15 protein-coding genes are annotated in these 22,564 nt (G+C 47.8%); 12 read left to right on the top strand and 3 right to left on the bottom strand.

Features of this window, described 5'->3' with window-relative positions:
- Positions 1 to 20: 20 nt before the first annotated feature.
- From FZD51_RS22195 to FZD51_RS22160, 8 genes are all read left to right on the top strand, one after another.
- Complete coding sequence (locus FZD51_RS22195; protein ID WP_262381055.1) at positions 21 to 1,640, top strand: diguanylate cyclase; 1,620 nt, start codon at positions 21 to 23, stop codon at positions 1,638 to 1,640.
- On the top strand, positions 1,640 to 2,686 hold the full coding sequence (locus tag FZD51_RS22190; RefSeq protein WP_148976741.1) for a HEAT repeat domain-containing protein: 1,047 nt from the start codon (positions 1,640 to 1,642) through the stop codon (positions 2,684 to 2,686). The genes FZD51_RS22195 and FZD51_RS22190 overlap by 1 nt, the downstream gene beginning before the upstream one ends.
- Positions 2,686 to 4,098: a glycosyltransferase family 2 protein gene (locus FZD51_RS22185; protein ID WP_148976740.1), complete on the top strand. Its 1,413-nt coding sequence runs from the start codon at positions 2,686 to 2,688 to the stop codon at positions 4,096 to 4,098. The genes FZD51_RS22190 and FZD51_RS22185 overlap by 1 nt, the downstream gene beginning before the upstream one ends.
- Positions 4,095 to 7,349 carry a hypothetical protein gene (locus tag FZD51_RS22180; RefSeq protein ID WP_148976739.1) on the top strand — a complete coding sequence of 1,085 codons (3,255 nt, stop codon included), beginning with the start codon at positions 4,095 to 4,097 and terminating at the stop codon, positions 7,347 to 7,349. The genes FZD51_RS22185 and FZD51_RS22180 overlap by 4 nt, the downstream gene beginning before the upstream one ends.
- Positions 7,346 to 7,717 (top strand): response regulator transcription factor, encoded by a 372-nt coding sequence (locus FZD51_RS22175; protein ID WP_148976738.1) that lies wholly within the window; start codon positions 7,346 to 7,348, stop codon positions 7,715 to 7,717. Before FZD51_RS22180 ends, FZD51_RS22175 begins: the two co-directional genes overlap by 4 nt.
- Positions 7,704 to 10,574, top strand: a complete 2,871-nt coding sequence (locus FZD51_RS22170) for a hybrid sensor histidine kinase/response regulator (protein WP_148976737.1) — start codon at positions 7,704 to 7,706, stop codon at positions 10,572 to 10,574. Before FZD51_RS22175 ends, FZD51_RS22170 begins: the two co-directional genes overlap by 14 nt.
- A 260-nt stretch (positions 10,575 to 10,834) precedes the next feature.
- Entirely contained in the window at positions 10,835 to 12,223 is a 1,389-nt protein-coding gene (locus tag FZD51_RS22165; protein WP_148976736.1) for an L-cystine transporter, read from the top strand.
- A gap of 112 nt (positions 12,224 to 12,335) precedes the next feature.
- Positions 12,336 to 13,076, top strand: a complete 741-nt coding sequence (locus FZD51_RS22160; protein ID WP_148976786.1) for a class I SAM-dependent methyltransferase — start codon at positions 12,336 to 12,338, stop codon at positions 13,074 to 13,076.
- A 29-nt stretch (positions 13,077 to 13,105) separates the two neighbouring features.
- Here FZD51_RS22160 and FZD51_RS22155 read toward each other — a convergent pair whose 3' ends face one another.
- Positions 13,106 to 13,687 carry a YitT family protein gene (locus FZD51_RS22155; RefSeq protein ID WP_148976735.1) on the bottom strand — a complete coding sequence of 194 codons (582 nt, stop codon included), beginning with the start codon at positions 13,685 to 13,687 and terminating at the stop codon, positions 13,106 to 13,108.
- A 346-nt stretch (positions 13,688 to 14,033) separates the two neighbouring features.
- On the opposite strand from FZD51_RS22155, the gene FZD51_RS22150 reads away from it, so the two are divergent.
- Positions 14,034 to 14,789: a SurA N-terminal domain-containing protein gene (locus FZD51_RS22150; RefSeq protein WP_148976734.1), complete on the top strand. Its 756-nt coding sequence runs from the start codon at positions 14,034 to 14,036 to the stop codon at positions 14,787 to 14,789.
- 387 nt (positions 14,790 to 15,176) lie between these two features.
- Here FZD51_RS22150 and FZD51_RS22145 read toward each other — a convergent pair whose 3' ends face one another.
- Positions 15,177 to 16,478, bottom strand: a complete 1,302-nt coding sequence (locus FZD51_RS22145; protein WP_148976733.1) for an NCS2 family permease — start codon at positions 16,476 to 16,478, stop codon at positions 15,177 to 15,179.
- A gap of 235 nt (positions 16,479 to 16,713) precedes the next feature.
- Between FZD51_RS22145 and FZD51_RS22140 the strand changes: the two genes are divergently transcribed.
- Positions 16,714 to 18,357, top strand: coding sequence for a M20/M25/M40 family metallo-hydrolase (locus tag FZD51_RS22140; RefSeq protein WP_148976732.1), 1,644 nt, complete (start codon positions 16,714 to 16,716; stop codon positions 18,355 to 18,357).
- Between the two features lie 27 nt (positions 18,358 to 18,384).
- Here the strand turns inward: FZD51_RS22140 and FZD51_RS22135 are convergent, their stop codons facing one another.
- The gene (locus FZD51_RS22135; protein ID WP_148976731.1) at positions 18,385 to 20,265 is read right to left on the bottom strand and encodes a dihydroorotate dehydrogenase; all 1,881 of its coding nucleotides are present in this window, start codon (positions 20,263 to 20,265) and stop codon (positions 18,385 to 18,387) included.
- Positions 20,266 to 20,437: 172 nt separating this feature from the next.
- On the opposite strand from FZD51_RS22135, the gene FZD51_RS22130 reads away from it, so the two are divergent.
- Positions 20,438 to 21,145, top strand: a complete 708-nt coding sequence (locus FZD51_RS22130) for a response regulator transcription factor (RefSeq protein ID WP_148976730.1) — start codon at positions 20,438 to 20,440, stop codon at positions 21,143 to 21,145.
- Positions 21,142 to 22,515: a sensor histidine kinase gene (locus FZD51_RS22125; protein ID WP_148976729.1), complete on the top strand. Its 1,374-nt coding sequence runs from the start codon at positions 21,142 to 21,144 to the stop codon at positions 22,513 to 22,515. The genes FZD51_RS22130 and FZD51_RS22125 overlap by 4 nt, the downstream gene beginning before the upstream one ends.
- Positions 22,516 to 22,564 lie beyond the last annotated feature (49 nt).

Below are 22,564 nucleotides of genomic sequence, written 5' to 3'. Positions count from 1 at the left end.
GGATGAAAGAGGTGCTTATAATGAAGCTTGATAAATATAAAACTTTATTGTTTCAAAAGATTAAAAATCAAATGACTCTTTGGTTTGAACAGGAAGCGGAAGCTCCTGTAAATAACGAAGATGTTTACCGTTTCCTTCACTCCATCAAGGGGACAGCAGGAACCCTGCAGCTCGTCGGACTCCATCAGGTGGCAGGCAAACTGATGGACCAGGTGGAAAAGAGCAGTGAAAAAATATGGGAGAACCGGGAACTGCGTGATTTTTTATATGAACTGATGGGCCTGAGCTATGAATATGAACATTTCCAAAGGGAAGAGGAAAAACAGAGTCTTCCAAGGGATGAAAATATGCCATTGATCCAGGTGATTGATGATGATGTATCGATGCTGATCCTCCTTAAAGATGCACTGGAAAGCAAGGGCTGGATGGTGATGGCAAATACCGAGCCTGAAAAAGCTGTCGACCAATTCTTTGATATGAATCCCGACTGCCTCATCATTGATGTTAATCTTCCTGGAAAAAGCGGGTTCCATGTGCTTGAGGACATCCAGAAGCATTCCAATAAAAAGTTTATTCCAAAGCTGATGATCAGCATAATGAATGACAGAGAAACGAGGATCAAGGCTTACAGGCTGGGGGCGGATGATTTTATTTCCAAACCCATAGACCTGGAGGAATTCCTTATAAGGGTAGAGCGGCACTTGGAGAGGAAACAGATTTTTGATCAGTCTGTCCTGATCGATGAACTGACGCAGGTATACAACCGCAGGTTCCTGAAGGATTCTCTTAAACGGTATTTAAAAGAGCTGGAACGGAGCAATCAGTATTTTTCTATTGCCGTCCTTGATCTGGACCATTTCAAGCAAGTGAATGATATGTACGGGCATCCGGCCGGAGACCGTATCCTGTCGGAGTTTGCCCAGTATCTGAAGGAACATGTCAGGATTGGCGATATTGTGTTCCGCTATGGAGGGGAGGAGTTCATCCTGCTGCTTCCGCGCACGAATGACCATGACAGCAAGGAGGTCGTCTCAAGGCTTCTTGCCGGCTTCTCAAGCCGAACGTTCATAGAGGGCGGGGAGGAATTGAAAATGACCTTCTCGGCCGGTGTATATATGGTCCATGATTCTTCTGCTACTGTGGCAGAAGCAATCAAGACGGCTGACCAGGCTTTATATGAAGCAAAACGGAACGGCCGGGCCAGGGTGGAAAGTGCCAATAAATTGATCGGCGGCCATACAAGGAAGGTTCTGAATGTTTCTGTCATTGATGATGATGCCATCATCAGGACCATGCTCATGAAGATCCTGCAATCCATGGAATTCGAGCATACCAGCCTGGATATCCAGGTATATGAGGATGGACAGAAGTTCCTTCAATCCGGCCGTATGGAGCAGAAAGGGGAGCACTTCCTTATTCTGGACGGGATCATGCCTGTAATGGATGGGACTGAGGTTCTCCAGAAGGTGAAGGAAACCCGGAATGCAAGCCGCGTCCATGTCTTAATGCTGACAGGCAGAAAAACGGAATACGATATTGCCAGGGCACTGAAGCTGGGGGCAGATGATTATGTGACAAAGCCGTTCAGCATCACTGAGCTGCAGGCAAGGATCCAGCGCCTGATCCAGAGGATGTCGTGATGAGACTTGATCAGGAACTGTTCCTTCTCGCTGCAGCGGCCCTTTCCATTACAGGAATATTGACAGTCATTCTGGTGTATCTCGTGATTAGAAAAGCTTTTGAAATAGCAGCAAGGCGAAAGGTTGAAGATCGGAAGCAAAAACTGAACCTTCCGCTGTTTTCTTTTTTATATGAAGGGAAGCAGCTGGAGGAAGCTGTCCTGTCTGACCGGGCAAGCCTGCTGGCTGCTGAGGAGCTCCTCGGTCATTATGCGGATATCCTTGAAGGGGAGCAGGAAAAAGAAAATCTTTCTTTTTTTGCAGAGTCCTATCTTAGGGGCCATTATGCCAAAGGACTTCAAAGCAAAAAGTGGAGTACGCGGATAAATTCGCTTTATCATATAGAGGATTTCCATTTGAAAAGTCTGGAGGGAGAAGTACTGCGCATTGCCGAAAGCGGGGGAAGCTCAACTTCTGAAAAAGTCCAGGCCTTCAAGATCCTGGCAGATTTCCAGAGTGAGCACCTGTCCATGCTGCTGGATTCCCGGAGTTTGCCGTTCTCGGAATTCGATCTCAGAAATATTTTAATCCGGCTTGATAACAAAGGTTTTGACCGGTTTGTTGAAGGCTTTAGAACTGCTCCGGAAAGACTGCAGTTTGCTGTATTGGATGTGATTGCTGTCAACAGGCAGCTTGGTTATCTTCATTTTGTGGAAGAGGTGTTCATGTCTGAGACGGGGGAAATGAGGCTCCGGGCATTGAAGGCATTAGCTTCAATAGGATACACAGAGAATATAGCCCCTTATGCGGAGCTCGCTGAATCCTCCAGCTGGCAGGAACGGATGCTTGCCGCCAAGCTTTTCGGCAGCATAAAAGACGAAGGGCTGCTCCCAAGGCTGGCAGAAATGCTGCACGATTCATCCTGGTATGTAAGGTCACAGGCAGGCCAGTCTATCCTGGCTTTTTCAAAGGGGAAAGAGATATTGCAGAAAGTAATTGATAGTTCGCATGATCCTTATGCCAGGGATATGGCCTGGGAATGGATGCAAAAAGGGGAGCGGCGCTGATGCTGGCAGCTTTATGGGAGAATGCCGCTTTGTTTTTTGGCTGGTTCATCGCTGTTTATATGGTGATTGTCATCGTTTTTTACACAGTTGTCCTTGTCATTTCGATGGTTCAGCTGCGAAGGGAATACCGTCTTAAGCGCGACCGGATCTATGAGGAATATATGAGTGAGATTTATACAAAGCCTGTTTCCATCATTGTCCCTGCCTTTAATGAAGAAGCTGGGATCATCCAGAGTGTCAGGTCCCTTTTGAGCATCAGCTATCCTGAGTATGAGATTCTGGTTGTGAATGACGGATCGAAGGATGGAACACTGGCAAAGATGATTGGGCACTATGAAATGATAAAAGTGGACAAGGCTGTCAGAAAGCAGGTGGAGACAAAGGAGATCAAAGGTATTTACCAGTCCCGCCTGCTGCCCAATTTATACTTGATCGATAAGGAGAATGGAGGAAAAGCCGATGCGCTCAACGCCGGCTTGAATATCTCCCATTATCCTTATATCTGTTCCCTGGACGGGGATTCTGTCCTCGAACATGATGCGTTCCTTAAAGTGATGAAGCCGATCATTGATTCTAATGAAGAGGTGATTGCATCCGGAGGAAGCATCCGGATTGCCAATGGCTGTGAAATCAAGGATGGAAACCTGCTGAAGGTAGGGCTTGCCAGTGAACCGCTCGTCATCATGCAGATCATTGAATATTTGAGGGCTTTTCTGATGGGCCGCATCGGGCTGAGCCGTCATAATCTGCTGCTGATCATTTCAGGAGCATTCGGCGTTTTTTCAAAACGCTGGGTCCTGGAGGCAGGCGGGTACAGGACGGATACTGTCGGCGAGGATATGGAGCTTGTGGTCAGGATGCACCGTCTTATTAAAGAAAAAGGGCTGAAGAAGCGTATCGTCTATGTCCCCGACCCGGTCTGCTGGACGGAAGTGCCGGAAAGCGCGACTTTCCTGAGGAAGCAGAGGGGGCGGTGGCACAGGGGGCTGTTCGAAAGTTTGTGGACTCACCGGAAGCTGACCTTTAATCCCAAATATGGGGCGATCGGGTTCATCTCCTTTCCTTATTTCTGGGTTGTCGAATTTTTCGGGCCGATTGTAGAGCTGCTTGGCTATGCCTATGTGGTGCTGTCACTTTTCCTTGGGGGAATTTATCTGGAGTTTGCCATTCTGATTTTCCTGCTTTCCTGCCTCTACGGTTCTATCTTTTCGATGGCAGCGGTCTTGCTTGAGGAATGGAGCCTGCGCAAATATCCGAAGGTGTCTGATTTGCTGAAGCTGTTCTTCTACTCTCTGACAGAAACTTTATGGTATCGCCCTCTAACAGTATTTTGGAGATGCGAGGGCATCTGGAAGCTGATCAGGGGAGATAAGAGCTGGGGAGAAATGAAACGAAAAGGTGTGTCTGAATGAAAAAACTGTTTACGAAATCACAGGCTGCCGTGTTCGGTGTGGTCATCGGCATTCTTTTGCTCCTGACAAGTCCTTTCTGGCTGTGGCAGCTCGCACCGGACAAGACGCTCGAGGCACTGATCATTGATAAAACCGTGCCGGATGAAACTTACCGGGAGCATAAAGGCCTTGTCTGGATTCTGAACAATGGCAAATGGCAGAGAAGAAATGGCGAACATTATGAGGTAAAGAGCGACTACAGCGGATTTAAGCCGCTTGGGGAAGATGAATATAAAGTAAAGCCGCTTCCGGAAAATCTGGAAAAATATGATGTCTTTTATCTCGCTGACCAATACGGTGTGTATGAAGAGGAATTCTTCGGCAGCAACAGTCTGGGCGAAAGGTCGGACAGCATCTATGGAGGCCTTCAGGCTGAAGACGCTGACAGGCTAAGAGAGGCCCTTATTCATTCAGAAGGAAAGACGCTGATTGCTGAATTCAATACATTTGCAGACCCGACCGATGATGCTGCCCGGGAGAAAATCACCTCGCTCCTGAATATCAGCTGGAGCGGCTGGATAGGCAGATATTTTCCTGACCTGTCATCTGATGAAGTCCCTGTCTGGGTGAAGGAACAGGAAAAGAGCTGGGATTATGAAGGCCCTGGACTTGTACTGGTCAACAAAGACAATCATATTGCGGTATTCGGCGAAGAGGACCTAGAGGGAGAAGGCGCCCTTTTCAGCTACACCGATGCAGGGGAAAAGAAGCTGGGTGCAGAGGGGGAGTCCCGCTATTCATACTGGTTTGATATTGTTGAAGCGAATAACCAGGAGGAAGTGCTGGCAACCTATCAGCTTCCCCTTAAAAAGAAAGCAGAAAAAGAACTGGAGGGATACGGGATCCCATCCGTCATCCCGGCAGTCATCCAGCATGTGAATGCAAAATATTCTTCCTATTATTTTGCAGGGGACTTTGCGGATGAAGCGGAGGTTCCCGGTATTTATCAGACAAAGGGTCTCGATGTCTGGAAAGGGAAATTCAGCTCACGGGATTCTTTCTATTGGAATACGTATGTCCCGTTGATGAAAACAATCCTGGAAAGAGGCACCGGCCTGCATAATGAGCAGGAAAAGCCGGAAATTGCCGGGCAGAACGGAATCAAAACGAACAGCAGGACCGGAAGCGAGTATATTCAAGTGCGTAAAGACGGCAAGTGGGAGGACTTTCTGGTCAAGGGCGTTAATATGGGCATTGCGAAGCCAGGCTCTTTTCCAGGGGAAACGGCCATCACAAAAGAGGAATATCTCCGCTGGTTCAGGGCAATAGGAGCCATGAACAGCAATGCCGTACGTGTGTATACCCTCCATCCGCCAGGTTTCTATGAAGCTTTTTATGAATATAATCAAACTGCTGAACACCCGCTGTATTTATTCCATGGAGCATGGGTGAACGAAGAGAATCTTGTCAGTGAACGAAATGCATACAGCAGACTTGTAACAGATGATTTTAAAACCGAATTGAAGCATATGGTGGATATTGTCCATGGAAACGCAAGCCTGCCGGAACGGCCGGGCCATGCGTCGGGGGAATATAAGTATGATATATCGGAGTATGTGCTGGGATACATGATCGGGATCGAGTGGGATCCAGAAGCAGTATTACAGACAAATGCCGGCAATGAAGGGAAGGGCTCTTTTTCCGGGAAATATTTTGAAACCAAAAATGCTTCCCCGTTCGAAGGGTGGATCGCCCGGATGATGGATTACACGGCAGAATATGAATCAGGGCAATATGGATGGCAGCATACGATGAGCTTTACAAACTGGGTGACCACCGATCTTCTGGACCATCCGGCCGAGCCTTCGGAGGATGAAGATAAAGCAGTGGTGGACCCGAACCATATCCTGCCGGCGGAAGGATTTAAAGCCGGGATGTTTGCTTCCTACCATATCTATCCTTACTATCCCGATTTCCTGAACTATGAAAAGAAGTATGTGAATTATATAGATTCACAGGGAGAAAAAAATAATTATGCCGGATATCTGAATGATTTAAAAAAAGTCCACTCTATGCCAGTGCTGGTGGCTGAGTTCGGCGTTCCTGCCTCAAGGGGAATGACCCATGAAAATGTAGACGGAATGGACCAGGGGCATCATTCTGAAGAGGAGCAGGGAAAAATAAACAAACGCCTCTTCGAATCTATTATGGATGAAGGCTATGCCGGCGGCCTTGTATTCACATGGCAGGATGAGTGGTTCAAGCGGACGTGGAATACGATGGATTATGACAATCCTGACAGGCGGCCGTTCTGGTCCAATATGCAGACGAACGAACAGCACTTTGGGCTGCTGGCGTTTGAGCCCGGCAAATATGAAGCGGGCATCTATCCGGATGGTCTCACAGGTGATTGGGATAAGCTTGGTGCAGAGCCGCTCTTTAAAAGCAGCCAAAAAGAAGATGCACTAAAAGCTTTATATGCGGCATCAAATGAAGAATATCTTTATCTCCGCCTCGACTATAGCAGGCCTCTGGACTGGGGAAGGGACAGCACGTACCTGATGCTTGATACTATCAAGGGTCAGGGGCAGAGCACTGTCCCGCTTGGAAACGAAGCTGAAGCTGCTGCCGATTTCGGGGTCGATTATTCTATTAATCTTACAGGGGAAGATACATCGAATATGATGGTAGACAGCTATTATGACACTTTCTATTTTCAGTACGGAGAGCTGCTGAATATGCTCCCGGAAAGACCATATGCAGCTCAAAAGGATAATGGGATTTTCCATCCGATCAGATTGGCTTTGAATAAAGAACTGACGATTCCATCTACCGGAAAAACCCTTCCGTTTTCTTCTTATGAAACAGGGAAGCTTATGTTCGGCAATGCCAATCCGGAAAGTGAAGATTTCAACTCCCTGACCGATATAAGTTTAAGTGATGACAGGAAAACGCTGGAGCTGAGGATTCCGTGGCTGCTCCTGAATGTAAAGGATCCAAGCAGCCGGGAAATACAGGGAGACCTTTGGCAATCCGGCCTATCCGGAAGCAGCATCATCGAATCTATCACAATAGGTGCAGCGGTCACAGAAAATGGAAAATTGGCAGGCACCGCCCCTGCAATGACTGATGGAGTAATAAAGGAAGAGGATTCTTTCAAGTATTCCTGGAAAAGCTGGGAGGAGCCGCAATACCATGAAAGGCTAAAGCAGTCCTACTGGATCATGAAAGATGCATTCAGTAAAGCAGCTGCTGGAGGAGGAGCGAAATGAACAGAATTTTACTGGCAGAAGATGAAGATATACTGAGAATGCTGATTGTGGATACGCTGGAAGACGGCGATTTTGAAGTGGATGAAGCAGCAGATGGACAGGAGGCGCTGGATTTATTTCAGTCAGGAGAGTACAGCCTCCTGATCATTGATTATATGATGCCCGTATACACAGGGCTTGAGGTCATCGAAAAGATAAGGGCCAATAGTGATAAAAATCATGTCAAGATTCTCATGCTGTCAGCAAAGAGCCAGCAGTTTGAGCAGGACAGGGTGCTGGAAGCAGGGGCCGATTATTTTATGGCCAAGCCGTTCAGCCCGCTGGAGCTCCTTGAAAAGGTAGAGGAAATACTGAATGAAAATCAATGATTATTTTAAAAAGAGCCTGTCAAGGCAGTTTGCCGGGTTAATGGGTGTCTTTATTTTCTTTTTCATTGCCGGAACGATTGTGCTTGTCATCCTGCAGCAGAACCTCAGCGATTCTTATAATGAAAAGCGTGCTGAACTCGTTAAAAAGGAAGCGCTGGTCCAGGAAATCGACAGTACCTTCAACCGTGTATTCTTTGATGTAAGAGGCTATTTGGCGTTTGACAACGATGATATGAGGATCAGCGCACAGTCAAAGCAGCCGGAGCTGAGAAAGATGGGGAAGCAGCTGGATGAACTTGCTGCCTCCCAGGATGATAAGGCATATGCGAGAGAAGTAAGGGAGTTTATTGATTACTATTTTATTGAAAAGCTGCCTGCAACGGTAAACTATTTTGAAACCGGAAGAATAGAAGAGGTCAAGATTTTGGCAAGCACCGGAGCGACTGCGAGGGTAAATACATTCCAGGATGATTCGCTGAAATATCTGCAAGGAGTAAATGACCAGCTCAATGAAGAAGCGGAAGGCCTGATGAAGAAGCAGTCTTATATCCAGATGGGCTTTGTCTTATTCAGCTTTGTCATCCTTGTCCTTTTGGCACGGATCACCCGGGTGATGTTCCGAAGAGTCGGACAGCCGCTTGCTGACTTTGCAGCGGCTGCCAATGAGATTGCGGCGGGGCGCGAAGCGGTGATAACCGTCGAATCCAGCAGGGAGGATGAACTCGGCGCTTTATCGGTCGCGTTCCAGAAGATGGTCTGGAGTGTGCAGGACAAAGAACAGGACCTGACAGCCCAGAATGAGGAGCTGCTCGCCCAGCAGGATGAGCTCCAGGCCCAGCAGACTGAGCTGGAGGAGATGCTCGAAGCTTTGCGCGAGAACGAACTGAAGCTGAAGCGGAGGAATGACTTGACGAATGGAATCTCCAGCTCCCTGGATCTTCAGAGCATCCTTGACAGCATTGTGGTCAATATGTGCGGAGTCATCAGTGCAGATCGAGGGATGATCGGGATACTGAACACCAGGGCAGCAGCGTCTTACGCCATTTCAGCAGCCGGTGTGGAGCAGTTTATGAACCATATTGAAAACGGGCTTCATGAAAGGCTGATCCACACTAAGAAATCTTTTGCCATAAAGCGGGAGCTGCGGGCAGAAGAAAAAGGTTATCATGAGGCAGCGTCCTACAGCTATGACCTATACCTCCCTGTCATCTCCTCAAAGGACGAAGTCATTGCCGTGATGATGTTCAGCCGCTTCGGATCTCCTTTCCCGGAAAAACAGATGGACGAATATGAAGCATTGTCCAGACAGGTAGGAATAAGCCTGGATAATATCAGCTTATACAACCAATCTGAGGAAGAGCGGAAGCTGAACAGAGATATCCTGAACACAGTCCAGGAGGGCATCCAGATGGTGAGCCGTTCAGGGGCCATACTGCAGGCGAACCGCCAGCTGGAAGAGATGTTCACCTGCCCGGGTGCTGCCGGAAGGCTGGAAAATCTCCCATGGGAAATTTGGTCGGCCGAAATGGCAAATAAGGTTGAGCAGCCTGATGAATTTTTGGCTTTCCTTCAAAATGCGGTTCATAGTGACAGCTGTGAGATGGAAAGCATCATCTATCAAATGAAGCAAACGGGGCAGGTCATCAAAATGTACTGCGAAGGCCTCGGGCAGGAAGATGAAAGGATCGGCACCGTGCTGGTGCATCGCGATATAACAAAAGAATTTGAAGTCGATCAAATGAAATCTGAGTTTGTGAGCACTGTCAGCCATGAACTGCGCACCCCGCTTGCGAGCATCCTCGGCTTCACCGAATTGATGCTGAACAGAGAGCTGAAGCCTGATAAGCAGAAAAAATATTTGACGACCATTTACAATGAAGCCAGGAGGCTGACTTCCCTCATCAATGATTTCCTTGATGTCCAGCGGATGGAAGCCGGAAAACAGACATATGAGAAGAAATATCTCAGACTCCTGCCGATCATTGAGCAGGTTATAGAAAAACAGCAGATCAATACAAATATCCACCAGATAAAAATTGATGACCGTTCTATAGGAAATGATGTGATCCTGGGAGATAAGAGCAAGATAGAGCAGGTATTCACCAATCTGATCTCCAATGCTGTCAAATATTCTCCGGGCGGCGGGGATATCCTCATCAGGCTCTATCAGGAAGATAAGTCTGTTTTGGCAGAAGTGGAGGATAAGGGGCTCGGTATTCCGGAGGATGCGCTTGATAAACTGTTTACCAAGTTCTACCGTGTGGATAATTCCGACAGGAGAAGGATTGGCGGTACAGGGCTCGGGCTTTCGATTGTCCAGGAAATCATGAAGGCGCACAGCGGCAGCATTTCCGTAGCTTCCAGTTATGGAAAAGGGAGCACTTTTACGCTCTCATTTCCTCTGATTGAAACAGCTGAAGAACCTCGGGCTGTAACAGTGACGAAAACCTCGGCAGAAGGCTACCGCGTTATGGTGGTGGAAGATGACCAAAGCCTGGCGGAGCTGATTATCCAGGAGCTGTCTGACAGCGGGTTCCAGGTAGTTCATTATAAAAGGGGACAGGAAGCCCTGGATTTCCTTGCCCGCCATACACCTGACGCAATCGTGCTTGATATCATGCTGGAGGAAGAACAGGTGGATGGCTGGCGGATCATGGAGCAGATGAAGGAAAATGACAGGCTTAAGAACATACCTATCATTGTTTCCACGGCTCTTGATGAAAAAGAAAAAGGCTTTTCGCTTGGCGCGATTGATTATTTGGTCAAGCCTTACAAGCCGAGCCAGCTGTCCAGGGCAATCATGCAGACTCTCCTGAAAATCGGCAAAGTCGGCCAGATACTCATTCCTGAGAAATAGAAACAGACAAAAAAGCACCCTCGCTGAATGATCTGCCTGAGGGTGCTTTTTTGCTGTCCCAGCTTCATTATTCTATAGAAGTCCTCTTAGATAGAAGCAATCTCAGCAAGCTGCAGTGCGCATATATTTGCTCAAGAGCTCATATATAAGAAGGGCTTTAAAATATATTGCAAGAAAGGAGGATTTGCGAGTAATCCCGATTTGACAGATGGGAATATATGAAATAAAGTGTGTTTATAGGAAATATTAGGAGGGATAGTATGTCTGCGGTATATATTATAGTGAATATTGCCATTATGCTTTTATTGATTTATGGACTATATGTGATGCAGAAAAAACATATATCGTTCTCCAAGCGTGTATTCACTGCACTTGGAGCGGGGATTATATTCGGCTTTGCCCTGCAGTTCATTTACGGATCCGGTTCGGAAGTAATCGCCGAGTCGGCAGAATGGTTCAATCTTGCCGGGGGAGGATATGTCAGATTTCTGCAGATGATTGTCATGCCGCTCGTCTTTATTTCGATACTGGCTGCTTTTACGAAGCTGAAGCTGACCAATAATATTGGAAAAATCAGCACCCTGATCCTTGGGATCCTGGTTGGGACCACGGCGATCGCAGCGGCGGTCGGCATCACGGCGGCCCTGGGATTCGATCTGGAGGCAGTCCAGATTACACAGGGAGAAGCGGAATCTGCAAGGGCTGAACAGCTTGAGCAGCGGTACGGGGAAATTCAGGACCGCACTTTCCCGCAGCAGATACTGGATCTTCTGCCTGCCAATCCATTTCTGGATTTCACAGGTGCGCGGCCTACATCCACCATTTCGGTTGTCATATTTGCCGCCTTCCTGGGGATCGCCTATCTTGGCGTAAAACGGAAAACACCTGAGCATGCGGAGCTTTTTGCGAGAATAGTAGATTCTTTTTACAGCATTATCATGAGGGTCGTTACATTGATTCTCCGCCTTACGCCATACGGGGTTCTGGCCATCATGGCAAAGACCGCGGCTACCAGCGATCTTGAAAGCATCCTGAATCTTGGCAAATTTGTCGTTGCTTCCTATGCAGCGCTCATTGTCATGTTCCTGATTCACCTGCTGCTGCTGGTATTGGCTGGCCTGAATCCTGTCACGTACATGAAAAAAGCTTTCCCTGTCCTGGCCTTTGCCTTCACATCCAGGACGAGTGCTGGAGCACTGCCGCTGAATATTAAAACACAGCGGTCACTCGGGGTATCTGAAGGGATAGCCAACTTCTCAGGTTCATTCGGCCTTACTATCGGCCAAAACGGATGTGCCGGGATCTATCCGGCAATGCTGGCAGTCATGATTGCGCCTACAGTAGGAATCGACCCTCTGTCACCGTCATTCCTGCTGTCTGTCATCGCCATCGTCGCCATCAGTTCTTTTGGCGTAGCAGGTGTAGGCGGCGGCGCTACCTTTGCGGCACTGCTTGTCCTTTCAGCACTCAATCTGCCGGTAGGGCTTGCAGGCCTCCTCATTTCCATTGAGCCCCTCATTGATATGGGGCGGACAGCGGTCAATGTATCCGGAAGCATGACATCCGGCATTCTCACAAGCCGTGTGACTGGGGACATTGATACTGCTGCTTATAATGATGCTGCTAATAAAATTGAAGCAGAAGCTTGATTGAAAAGGCCGGGGGCTCCCTCCGGCTTTTTCTGTATGAAAAAACGAAATTGGTAGAAAAATTTGGTATATTCCGTTACGATAATGGAAAAAAGGGAGTTGGACGGTGAAAATGGATAACTTTGAAGAATATGATGATCCTGTTTTATATGATATTGAGAACAGCTGGACAGGGGAGCTGCATCTGCTGCTGGAGCTTTTGGAAGGCAGAAGGGGGCCGGTCATCGACCTGGCATGCGGGACAGGGAGGCTCGCTATTCCGCTGGCTGAAAAGGGTTTTGAAGTGACAGGTGTCGATATACATAAAGGCATGCTCGGCAGGGCGGCTGAAAAAGCGAAAGGGCTTCCGATCAAATGGATCTGCGGGGATGTAAGATCGGTGGATCTGGAGCTGAAGTCTGGGCTCATTTACATGTCCGGCAATTCCTTTCAGCATTTTTTGACCAATCAGGACCAGAATAGGCTCCTGGAAGCCGTTGTAAACCACCTGGACAAAAGAGGGCTGTTTATCTTCGATACCCGGTTTCCTTCTGCAGAAGAATTGCTTCAGCCTGAACAAGAGGAATATTGGAAAACCATCACTGGAAAAAGCGGGGAGCAAATAAAGGTTTCTACGATCAGCAAATACGATAAGTTAACACAGATCCAGCATTACCAGACAATCCGAAGGAGCGATCTGGAAGAAACAGTAAAGAATATTTTTCTTAGATATACATATCCGCAGGAGATGGAACGGCTGCTTGGAAGCTGCCGCCTGGAGATAGTCCAAGTCTATGGAGGCTGGGACAAAAGGGCGCTGACTGCCCGGTCTGAATCCTTGGTTTATGTATGCAGAAAGGCTGGAGGTGCCTGATACAGGCTCCTTCAGCCTGTTTGCCGGGGCTATGCCCCTGCTGCTGAATGCCGGCCCCGATTCATCATGATCGTCAGGATTGCCACACTGATGATGGTCAGGAACGAATAGAAAAAATGCGTCCATCCGACTGCTTTGATTCCTGATGAGATAATCAGCGCATCCATTATAAAGATGATCAGCCCCACATTGACAGAAAATGCTTTTGAGAGAAGCTGTGCAAGCAGATCAGAGCCGCATGTGCTTGTGTCATACCGGAGCATGAGTCCGATCCCGCAGCCGACCAGTATTCCTCCAATAACAGCGCTTGGCAGTATCCCCAGCGGCATGGTTCCTTTGATAGGCTCAAAGAGGTCAATAAAAATGGAGGAAGCCAGCAGACCGGACAAACTGTAAAAGAAATACTTGCGGTGATAAAACCAGGCCGCTGTATAAACAGGGATGCTGAGGCATACCAAAGACAGGCCCGGTGGGAAATCATAATAATAGTGCAGAATCAGGCCAAGCCCGATAAAACCGCCATCCAGCAGATGATGAGGAATGATAAAGCCATTGATGCCAATCCCCATAAGAAAGCTTCCCATTATGATAGCAGTCATTTTATGTACCATCTCTCACATCACCTTATCTTGTCCTGTCCTATAAAGAAAAGTATGTGCGAATTGTACATTTAGAACGTCTGCCTTAAGGGTTATAATTTGAAAGCTGAAACTGGAAGGCTTCTGTTCAATCCTGCTCCTGCAGCTTCTGATAAGGCAGTAATTTTCAGTTGAAGAGGGAGGGAAATAACAGGAAGATACAGCCGGTACTGCTATATCTGTCAGGCACTGCTTTCTTTGTTCCAAAAGTTGGTAATGGGTGATTGGTATCTTTTCGCGAAAATATCAGCTATAATGCCCACTATATAAGAAAATTATAGAAATAGCCCTTTATCAGGAGGGCGAAAGGGGACGGATCATGAAGAAGATTAAATGGACGATGCTGGCAGTCTTGACCGCTGCCGTTTTAACTGCTTGCGGCGGGAATGGGGACAATGCTCAATCAGAAGATAAAAATGCAAGCAAGCAGGAAGAAAAGAGCCAGGAGGCCAGCATGAAGGAAATGCAGGAAAAACTGGACAAGCAAAAAGTCGATGAAAAAGAAACCGTTGCTGTTGTCAATGACGATAAAATTCTGGGCAAAGACTTTAACGGCATGCTCCAGAATGCTCAAATGAGCTATCAGATGAGCGGACAGGATCCGACTACCAAAGAAGCCTCAGAACAAATCAAGCAGCAGACAATAGACAGCCTGGTCGGACAAAGCTTAATCATGCAGGAAGCCGCTGATAAAGGCTACAAGGCCTCAGAAGAAGAGGTACAGGGCCAGCTGGATGAAATAAAGAAACAATACGAAGGCGATGACAAGAAATTTGCCGCTGCCCTAAAGGATGCGGGATTGACTGAAGAAGAGCTGAAGGGGCAAATCAGCGATTCTATCGTATCAAATAAGTATATCGATAAAGAAATTAAAGCTGATGCCGCTACAGAAGAAGAAGTCAAAGCTTATTATGATCAAGTGAAAGCATCAACACCTGAAGGGCAATCAGTTCCGGAATACGAAGAAATAAAAACAAAAATCCAGGAACAGCTTAACGACCAAAAGAAACAGGAAGTACTGGTTAAACAGGTTGAAGATCTGAAAAAGGATGCCAAGGTTGAAGTACTGATATAAAAGAAAGAGCAGCTGCATATTGCAGCTGCTCTTTTTGTTTGTTATTTTCAATGGGCAAGCGACCTCCGCATTTCGATTGTCCAGCTCCAAAGCCTAGCCCCTCGAGTCATAAGCCAAACAGATCAAAAGGTTAAAGGGCAAACCTTTCGCTCTGTTCGTCTTATGCTTGTCGGGGCTGAGCAAGGCTTTTCCGCATTTCAATTTGTCCAGCTCCGGCTCCTAGGTGCTCGAGTCATAAGCCAATCAGGCCAGAAGGTTAAAGAACAACCTTCCGTCCTGATTGGCTTATGCTTGAGGGCCACAGGATGTGGGTCATGCGGACGTTGCCACAGGACGTGGCGTTCTTAGTCCGCGTTCCTCTAATGAACAGTCGCCTCCGCATTTCTATTAGTGCGGCAAAAACGCCAGCTGATAAAAGAACAATACGGCAAACAGGTAAACAAGCGGATGGACGTCGCGCCATTTTCCTTTTACGATTTTCATCAGCGGGTAGGAGATGAAGCCAAGTGCGATGCCTGTTGCGATGCTTGATGTCAGCGGCATGCTCAGGATGATCAGGAAGGCAGGGAATGCTTCGTCCAGTTCATTCCATTTAATATGCGAAATGCTCCCCATCATCAGGCTGCCTACAATGATCAGTGCTGGTGCAGTGATGGCCGAAAGTCCGGATACCGCGCTTACGAGCGGACCGAAAAAGGCTGCAAGGACAAACAGACCAGCTACAGTGAGGGAGGTCAGGCCGGTCCGGCCCCCTGCGGCTACTCCTGAAGAAGATTCAATATATGCTGAGGTAGGGCTTGTACCGAACATTGCACCGATTGTGGTAGCGATGCTGTCAGAAAGAAGCGCCTCCCTCGCCCGCGGCATGGTATTGCCTTTCATGAGCCCGGCCTGCTGGGCCACGCCGATCATTGTTCCTGTTGTATCAAAGATTGTAACAAGCAGGAAAGAGAAGACGACGGCATACAGACTATGCTGGAAGACTTCCGCAAATGCTGACAGCGGATTGGCAATGATCAGGCCATCAGGAAGTGAAGGCAGTGAAACTAATCCTTGCTCAAAGCTGAGCTGGCCCGTGAAAAAGGCAATCAGTCCGGTAGCGATCATTCCGAAAAACATTGCGCCATTTACATTCAATACCATAAGGACGAGTGTGACGGCCAGGCCGATAAGCGCAAGCACGGCTGATGGCTGATGAAGGTCTCCCAGCGCTACCAGATTGGTCGGATGGCTTGTAATGATGCCTGTAAGCCGCAGTCCGATGAAGGCAATGAACAGGCCGATCCCGGCCGTGATGCCATGCTTCAGATTTTCAGGAATCGCTTCAATCAGCTTCTTGCGGAAAGGGGTCAATGACAGGATGATAAAGATGATCCCGGCAACGAAAACGGCTGCAAATGCCGTCATATAATCAATATTTCCATGAGTGCCCACAACTGAATAGGCGAAATACGCATTCAAGCCCATTCCAGGGGCGATGGCTATCGGGTAATTGGCGAACAGGGCCATCCACAATGTCCCGGCAACAGCAGCAATGATGGTCGCTGTGAACACTTGGTCAAAAGGGACGCCGGCATCTGAAAGGATGACAGGATTGACGACTACAATATAAACCATCGTCAAGAACGTTGTGATGCCTGCTAGAACCTCTGTTTTCACATTGGTTTGATAATCTTTAAGTTTAAACATAAAAAACCTCCGGAAATACGAACATTTAAAAAGCACAAATAATATATTATTCGTTTTTATAATGAAATTCAAGTGCTAATCATTATTATTCTGTAAAAAGCCTGAATGCATTCGGTTTCACATAAACTTTGCTGAAAGCTGGTACAGGGAAAATTTTAAATAATTTGAAAATGGGTTGATTATTGCATCCTGCAGACTTTACACTTATTTCAATTACTGAATGGGGGAATTTTGCATGTATGCAGAATTGCAGGGACTGACAATCTTTGAACAGGCGGAAAAGCTGACAGCAGAGCTGATCAAGCGGGATAGCTATACCAATACAGACGGTGAAAGAAAGAAGGCAGAATTCATCAAGGGGATCATCAGCACTTTTCCATATTTTAAAGTCCGCCCGGATTTTTGCTGGGAGCAGGAGATTGAAGGGGATCCTTTTTCCAGAAAAAATGTATTTGCTTTTATTAAAGGAAAGGGAAAGCAGACAATCCTTTATCATGCCCATTTTGATACGGTAGGGATTGAAGACTATGGTACATTGAAGCCCTTTGCCCATGATCCGGACGGGCTGCAGGCTTTCTTTGCGCAATATGAAGCAGATGTGGAGCTTTGTAATGATGCAAGATCAGGTGAATGGCTTTTTGGCCGAGGGGGCCTTGATATGCAAAGCGGAATTGCTGTCCACCTGGCAAATCTCCTTTATTTTTCAGAGCATCCAGAGGAGCTTGACGGGAATCTGCTTGTCCTCTTCAATGCGGATGAAGAAGGCCAGCACACCGGCATTCGGGCTGCACTGGGGGAACTGCTCCGGCTCAAAGCAGAGCACGGGCTTCAATACCGGGCCAGCATCAATAATGACTTCATCTCCCCTTTGTTCGACGGAGACAGCAGAAAATATATCTATGCAGGGACGGCCGGGAAGCTGCTGCCGTGTTTTTATATCGCAGGAAGGGAAGCGCATGCAGGCGAAAGCCTTGCAGGACTCGATCCGACGATTGTAGCATCAGAGCTCAATCTAAGGATCAGCCAGAATTTCAAACTTGCTGAAAAAGTGGAAGATGAATTGATCCTCCCGCCGAGCTGCTTATATATGAAGGATGACAAAAAAAGCTATGATGTCCAGACAGCCGTAAGCTGCAAGCTGTATTTCAATTATTTTATCTATAATAAATCGCCAGTTGAGCTGATGAAGGAATTGAAGATGATTGCAATGGAAGCGTGCGCTGAGGCTGAGAAAAGGCTGTCGGAAAGCTATGAGCTTTATCGGCGCACCAATAGCCTGCCGGAGGGCGGCCTTGACTGGGGAATGGAGGTGATCACCTTTTCGGAGATGGTCCATTATCTTGATGGACTAGGGCTCGATCCTGTGAAAGCTGTCAGGGACAGCATCAAAGAAGCGGGAAAGTATGAAAGTGATGAGCGGATGCTGGCATTCGCAGCAGTCGAGGCGCTTCACCGGCTTGATCCTGAGAAAAAGCCGAGAGCCATCCTGTTCTTTGCACCTCCATTCCTTCCTGCGAATCACATTGGGGGTGGAAGCATCCTGAGCTGTCTTGAAGAAGTGCTGAGAGAGGAAGAGATGCTGACAGGCGAGGAATTTAAGCTGAGAAAGTATTTCCCGTACCTGTCTGATGCCAGCTTTCTTTCATACAGCGGGTCAGATGATGAAATCGGCTTGCTAAAGCAGAATTTCCCGGCAATGGACGAGCTCTTTCCCATCCCGCTAAAGGAAATGAAAACATTGAATATTCCTTCCCTGAATATTGGAGTCTATGGGAAGGGCGGACATAAATGGACAGAAAGAGTCTACAAGCCATATACCTTTGGGATTCTCCCTGGCCTGATCAGAAAGCTGACTGTCAGGCTGCTTCAAAGCAGCTGATCATAAGACTGTTTTTAAAAGGCTGCCTCAGTCAGCAGCCTGGTCCAGGAAAAATTTGCGTGTGAGCACCAGCCCTGCTATATAAAGCCCAAAAGCAAAGTAGGCAGGCAAAAGATGATAAAAGGTGGTATAGCCGATATAAAAATGGGTGAGAATACCTGCCGCAAAGGCAGGGATGCCGCCGATGAGAAGCATCCTCCACACCCACTTCCCGCCTTGGCGGAAGCCCCATAGGGCGGTCATCAGCACCAGCAGGCCAACACTGAACAAAGCGCTGCCGAAGCCGGCCCGATCATGGGCAATCAGCGGGATGAGCTTTTCATTGAGATTGTTCATCTGTTCAGGGGTCATGCAGATATATCCGATATCAGTCTGGACGAAAACACCGGTTGCACCTATGGCGGAAATGGATATCCCGCCAATGACAAAAGAAAAACCAAGGATGACAAAACACAGCTGCCCCCAAAGGCTTTTCCGCCAGGCTGCTGTGTTTTTTCTATTAATAGAACGAGGCCTTTGATTGGCTCCCTTTGAGTTCCAGAGCCCCATTAAAAAGAAGGGAAGCAGAATGAGCCAAAAAAGTCCGTGAAGCCAATCGAAATAGCCGTATCCGATAAACAGCAGGATTCCGAGGAAACCAGTCACCGCGCCTGCATTGATTGCCTTTCGTGCCCAGTGGAGACCGTGCCTGGCACCGTGGCGGGCAAGCTCCATATAGAGGATTCCGCCCGAGATCATGGTCCCGGCGAGTGTCATCCGGTCGTGCAGCATAAATTTGATGAGCAGCGGGTTCATCAGTATAAGGTCTTCCCGGCTGATGCCAAGGAAATGTTCATCATAAGGAAGAATGACAGATGTCAGGCTGAAAAAAAGGGCGATCAGCCCGCCAATCAGGATGAAAAAGCCAAACAGCCAATACAGCATCCAGCCTCCAAAATCCCCCCTTCCTGCATGAACCCCGAGGTCTGCAGCCGCTTCATTGATCCTCTTTGGAAGCCCGGGCCCTGAGGAAACATATCCTCCCGACAGCATAATCAAGTCTGCCCCTGCTGTATATAATCTAATGGCGTCCTCCGGCTCAAGGACTCCCCCGGAGACAATTGCAGGAAAGCCAGCTGGATATGTGTTCTTTATAGTCGATAAACAATCCGTGAAAGCTTCTGGAGCGCTTAATGGGAATGTTTGCCTGCCGCCTGAAAAATACGCCTCTTCATCTAATACAATCCCCTGAATCAGGTTTTCATCTGCCAAAGCGGCAATAATGGTCTGCTGCTTCCGGAAGGCAGCGGGGGAAGTGCCGAGGAGGACAGGTTTGCCTTTAAGGATACCGGCAATCTTTCTATAGTGTTCCTGCTTAAACCTCCATCCGTCTTCAAGGATCATTGCCGAAGCATATGGGCAAAGGCGTCCAGCCAGATCGATAATTTCTGCTGCTGCCAAATCCATGCTGGAAGCAGGTGAATTTATTCTGATGAACAGCGGCTGATGGGCAGCTTTCATTTTTTCAAGCTTGGAGATCGTCCTATCTACTCCAATGGACTCCAGCGGAACAGGATAGGAAATCGATCCATCTTGATGCTTGACAGCGGTACCGCTGGAAAGCTGCACTTCCATAGAAACAGGGCCGGCTTCCAGAAAACCGAAGCCTAGCCTGGTAAAAGCCTTTGTACCGGAAAGAAGGGGATCCACTTTCCCACTTAAGCCGACAGGCGATTGAAAACTGTATCCAAGCATCGTCTTTTGAAGTTCAGGTGCCGGAGACATATGCCCAAGAAATTCAATGATGTGCCTGCCGCCCGGCAGCGATGAGAGACTGTTCATCCCTTTATGGATAAATTCCCGTCCCGCTCCGCCCGGGAGCCTTTCCAGAATCGGTTTGAATATCGGATGATATGACCAGTCAGGCATCGTGTGCACCTCCCTGATTATTTTCTAATCCTAGTGTACTGGAAAACTTCCAGTCTAACCAGAAGGCAGGACGGCACTTTTTTCTGAAAAAACAAATGAAAATATTTTCCAAAAGCACTACCCGTTGTAAAATAAAATCATGAATATAAATTGAAAGTGCGAGGTCACTAGAATGATAGAAGGAAAAATCTTGGTTGTCGAGGATGAATTGCCGATCCGGAAGCTTATTCTATTTAATCTTGAAAGATCCAACTTCGAGGTGCTTGAAGCGGGAGATGGGAAAACGGCGTTGCAGCTTGCGGAGGATAAAAACCCTTCGCTCGTGGTGCTGGATGTGATGCTGCCTGATATGGATGGTTATGAAATATGTACAAAGCTCAGGGAGCGGCACCCGGATCTGCCCATCATTATCTTATCTGCAAGAGGGCAGGATATGGACAAAATCATGGGTCTGGAAATAGGTGCTGATGATTATATTGTCAAACCCTTCAACCCGCTTGAGCTTGCCGCAAGGATCCGCTCTGTTCTGAGGCGGACATCAAGGAATACTTCCCCGGACCGGCCTGCAGCCTTAGAGCTGGGCCCTTACCTGCTTGAAGTCAAAACCCAGCGCCTGTATAAGTCGGGCAGGCTTGTAAAATTGACGGCAAGGGAATTCCAGCTGATGAAGTTTTTGCTGCAAAAGCGGAATGAGCCAGTCACTAGAGATGAGCTTCTTGACGAAGTGTGGGGATTGAATTATTTCGGTGATCCGAAAACAGTGGATGTCCATATCAGGAGGCTGCGGGAAAAAATTGAAGATGAACCTTCAAGCCCTTTGTTCCTTAAAACCGTTTGGGGGTATGGGTACTGCTTTCAGGAAAGCGGGCAGAAGTCATGAAAAACGGGATCAGAAAACGGCTTGCAGGAAGCTATCTTGTGATGATCATCATCACAGTGGCCCTTTTCGAGGCAGTCATCCTGTCAGCCCTGCGGCTTTATTATATGGGGGGTGTCAAGCAGGCGCTCAGGGATCAGGGAAGCATGTTCTCCGTTTATTATGAGCAATATTTCCAGACAAGGCCGCTCAAGGATTCAGCAGATCAGCTCCTGCAGCAGTACAATTTCCTCCTTGATGCAAAGGTGCAGATCGTCGGCAAGGATGGAGCACTGCTTTCGGGGAGCAGCCTGCCGGAAGGAGAAAGCCTGAAGGGTTTTCAGGATATAGAATCGGCCCTCTCCGGTACTACAGGCTATTGGACGGGGACCGAAGCTGGAGAAAAGCTTCTCTCTGTCGCAAGGCCGATCCTTGTTTCTGGAGAGCCGGTCGGTGCCATCAGGCTGACAACCTCACTCGAACAGCTTAACGAAGTTTTCCTGCAAAATGCATCAGCATTAATTATGATCGGACTCGCCGTCATCCTGATTGCCGGGACTATCAGCTATTTTCTGGCGAATACGATTATTAAGCCTGTAAGCCGTATAACAGAGGCTGCAGAACTGATGGCATCCGGAAAGTTTTCTGTGAGGATCAAGAAGGAGCGGGATGATGAAGTTGGCCTGCTTGCCGATACATTGAATTATATGGCCGAGGAGGCCGAAAAGCATGAAAAGCTGAAGAACGAGTTTATTGCCTCTGTTTCCCATGAGCTGAGGACACCTTTGACCTCTGTCAAAGGATGGGCCCTTACTCTCCGGAGCATGACGGATGAAAAGGTGTTCACCGAAGGATTGAATATCATTACAGACGAAAGTGAAAGGCTTAGCCATCTGCTCGGTGAACTGCTTGATCTATCAAGCCTTTCATCAGGGAAGGCGGGCTTTGTTTTTGAGCGTATCCTGCTGCAGAAAATGGTCCAGCAGACAGTCAATCAGCTTAGACCGCGGGCGAATCGCCAGAATATCCTTTTATCCAGTGAGATAACGGAAGAACCCCTTTTTTTAAATGCAGACAGAGATCGGCTGAAGCAGGTGCTGCTGAATGTTCTTGATAACAGCTTGAAGTTCACACCTGCAGAGGGCACCATATCTGTCGCTCTGAAGCGGAAGGAAAAGGAAGCAGTCATTATCGTCAGTGATACAGGGGCAGGGATACCTTCCGATGAGCTGGAAGCAGTAAAGGAAAAGTTTTATAAAGGAAAAATCCATGGAGCAGGAACCGGACTTGGACTTGCAATCTGCCAGGAGATCATAGCGGCACACCAAGGGCAGTTTGAGCTGGCCAGTGAGAGAGGAAAAGGAACTGCCGCATATATCAGGCTGCCTTTGTAAGGATGGAAGAATGTATTTCCTTCTAGCCCTTGAGGGAGAGTGGAGGGGA

It is taken from the genome of Bacillus infantis (assembly GCF_008180445.1).
Lineage (GTDB): Bacteria > Bacillota > Bacilli > Bacillales > Cytobacillaceae > Bacillus_AB > Bacillus_AB infantis_B.
The sequence above is the reverse complement of the archived record's forward strand: the minus strand, read 5'-3'. Positions and strand labels throughout refer to the sequence as shown.

Coding starts and splice junctions, on each gene's coding strand:
- FZD51_RS22195 (WP_262381055.1), top strand. CDS start 21: ATGAAGCTTGATAAATATAAAACTTTATTGTTTCAAAAGATTAAAAAT.
- FZD51_RS22190 (WP_148976741.1), top strand. CDS start 1,640: ATGAGACTTGATCAGGAACTGTTCCTTCTCGCTGCAGCGGCCCTTTCC.
- FZD51_RS22185 (WP_148976740.1), top strand. CDS start 2,686: ATGCTGGCAGCTTTATGGGAGAATGCCGCTTTGTTTTTTGGCTGGTTC.
- FZD51_RS22180 (WP_148976739.1), top strand. CDS start 4,095: ATGAAAAAACTGTTTACGAAATCACAGGCTGCCGTGTTCGGTGTGGTC.
- FZD51_RS22175 (WP_148976738.1), top strand. CDS start 7,346: ATGAACAGAATTTTACTGGCAGAAGATGAAGATATACTGAGAATGCTG.
- FZD51_RS22170 (WP_148976737.1), top strand. CDS start 7,704: ATGAAAATCAATGATTATTTTAAAAAGAGCCTGTCAAGGCAGTTTGCC.
- FZD51_RS22165 (WP_148976736.1), top strand. CDS start 10,835: ATGTCTGCGGTATATATTATAGTGAATATTGCCATTATGCTTTTATTG.
- FZD51_RS22160 (WP_148976786.1), top strand. CDS start 12,336: ATGGATAACTTTGAAGAATATGATGATCCTGTTTTATATGATATTGAG.
- FZD51_RS22155 (WP_148976735.1), bottom strand. CDS start 13,687: ATGGTACATAAAATGACTGCTATCATAATGGGAAGCTTTCTTATGGGG.
- FZD51_RS22150 (WP_148976734.1), top strand. CDS start 14,034: ATGAAGAAGATTAAATGGACGATGCTGGCAGTCTTGACCGCTGCCGTT.
- FZD51_RS22145 (WP_148976733.1), bottom strand. CDS start 16,478: ATGTTTAAACTTAAAGATTATCAAACCAATGTGAAAACAGAGGTTCTA.
- FZD51_RS22140 (WP_148976732.1), top strand. CDS start 16,714: ATGTATGCAGAATTGCAGGGACTGACAATCTTTGAACAGGCGGAAAAG.
- FZD51_RS22135 (WP_148976731.1), bottom strand. CDS start 20,265: ATGCCTGACTGGTCATATCATCCGATATTCAAACCGATTCTGGAAAGG.
- FZD51_RS22130 (WP_148976730.1), top strand. CDS start 20,438: ATGATAGAAGGAAAAATCTTGGTTGTCGAGGATGAATTGCCGATCCGG.
- FZD51_RS22125 (WP_148976729.1), top strand. CDS start 21,142: ATGAAAAACGGGATCAGAAAACGGCTTGCAGGAAGCTATCTTGTGATG.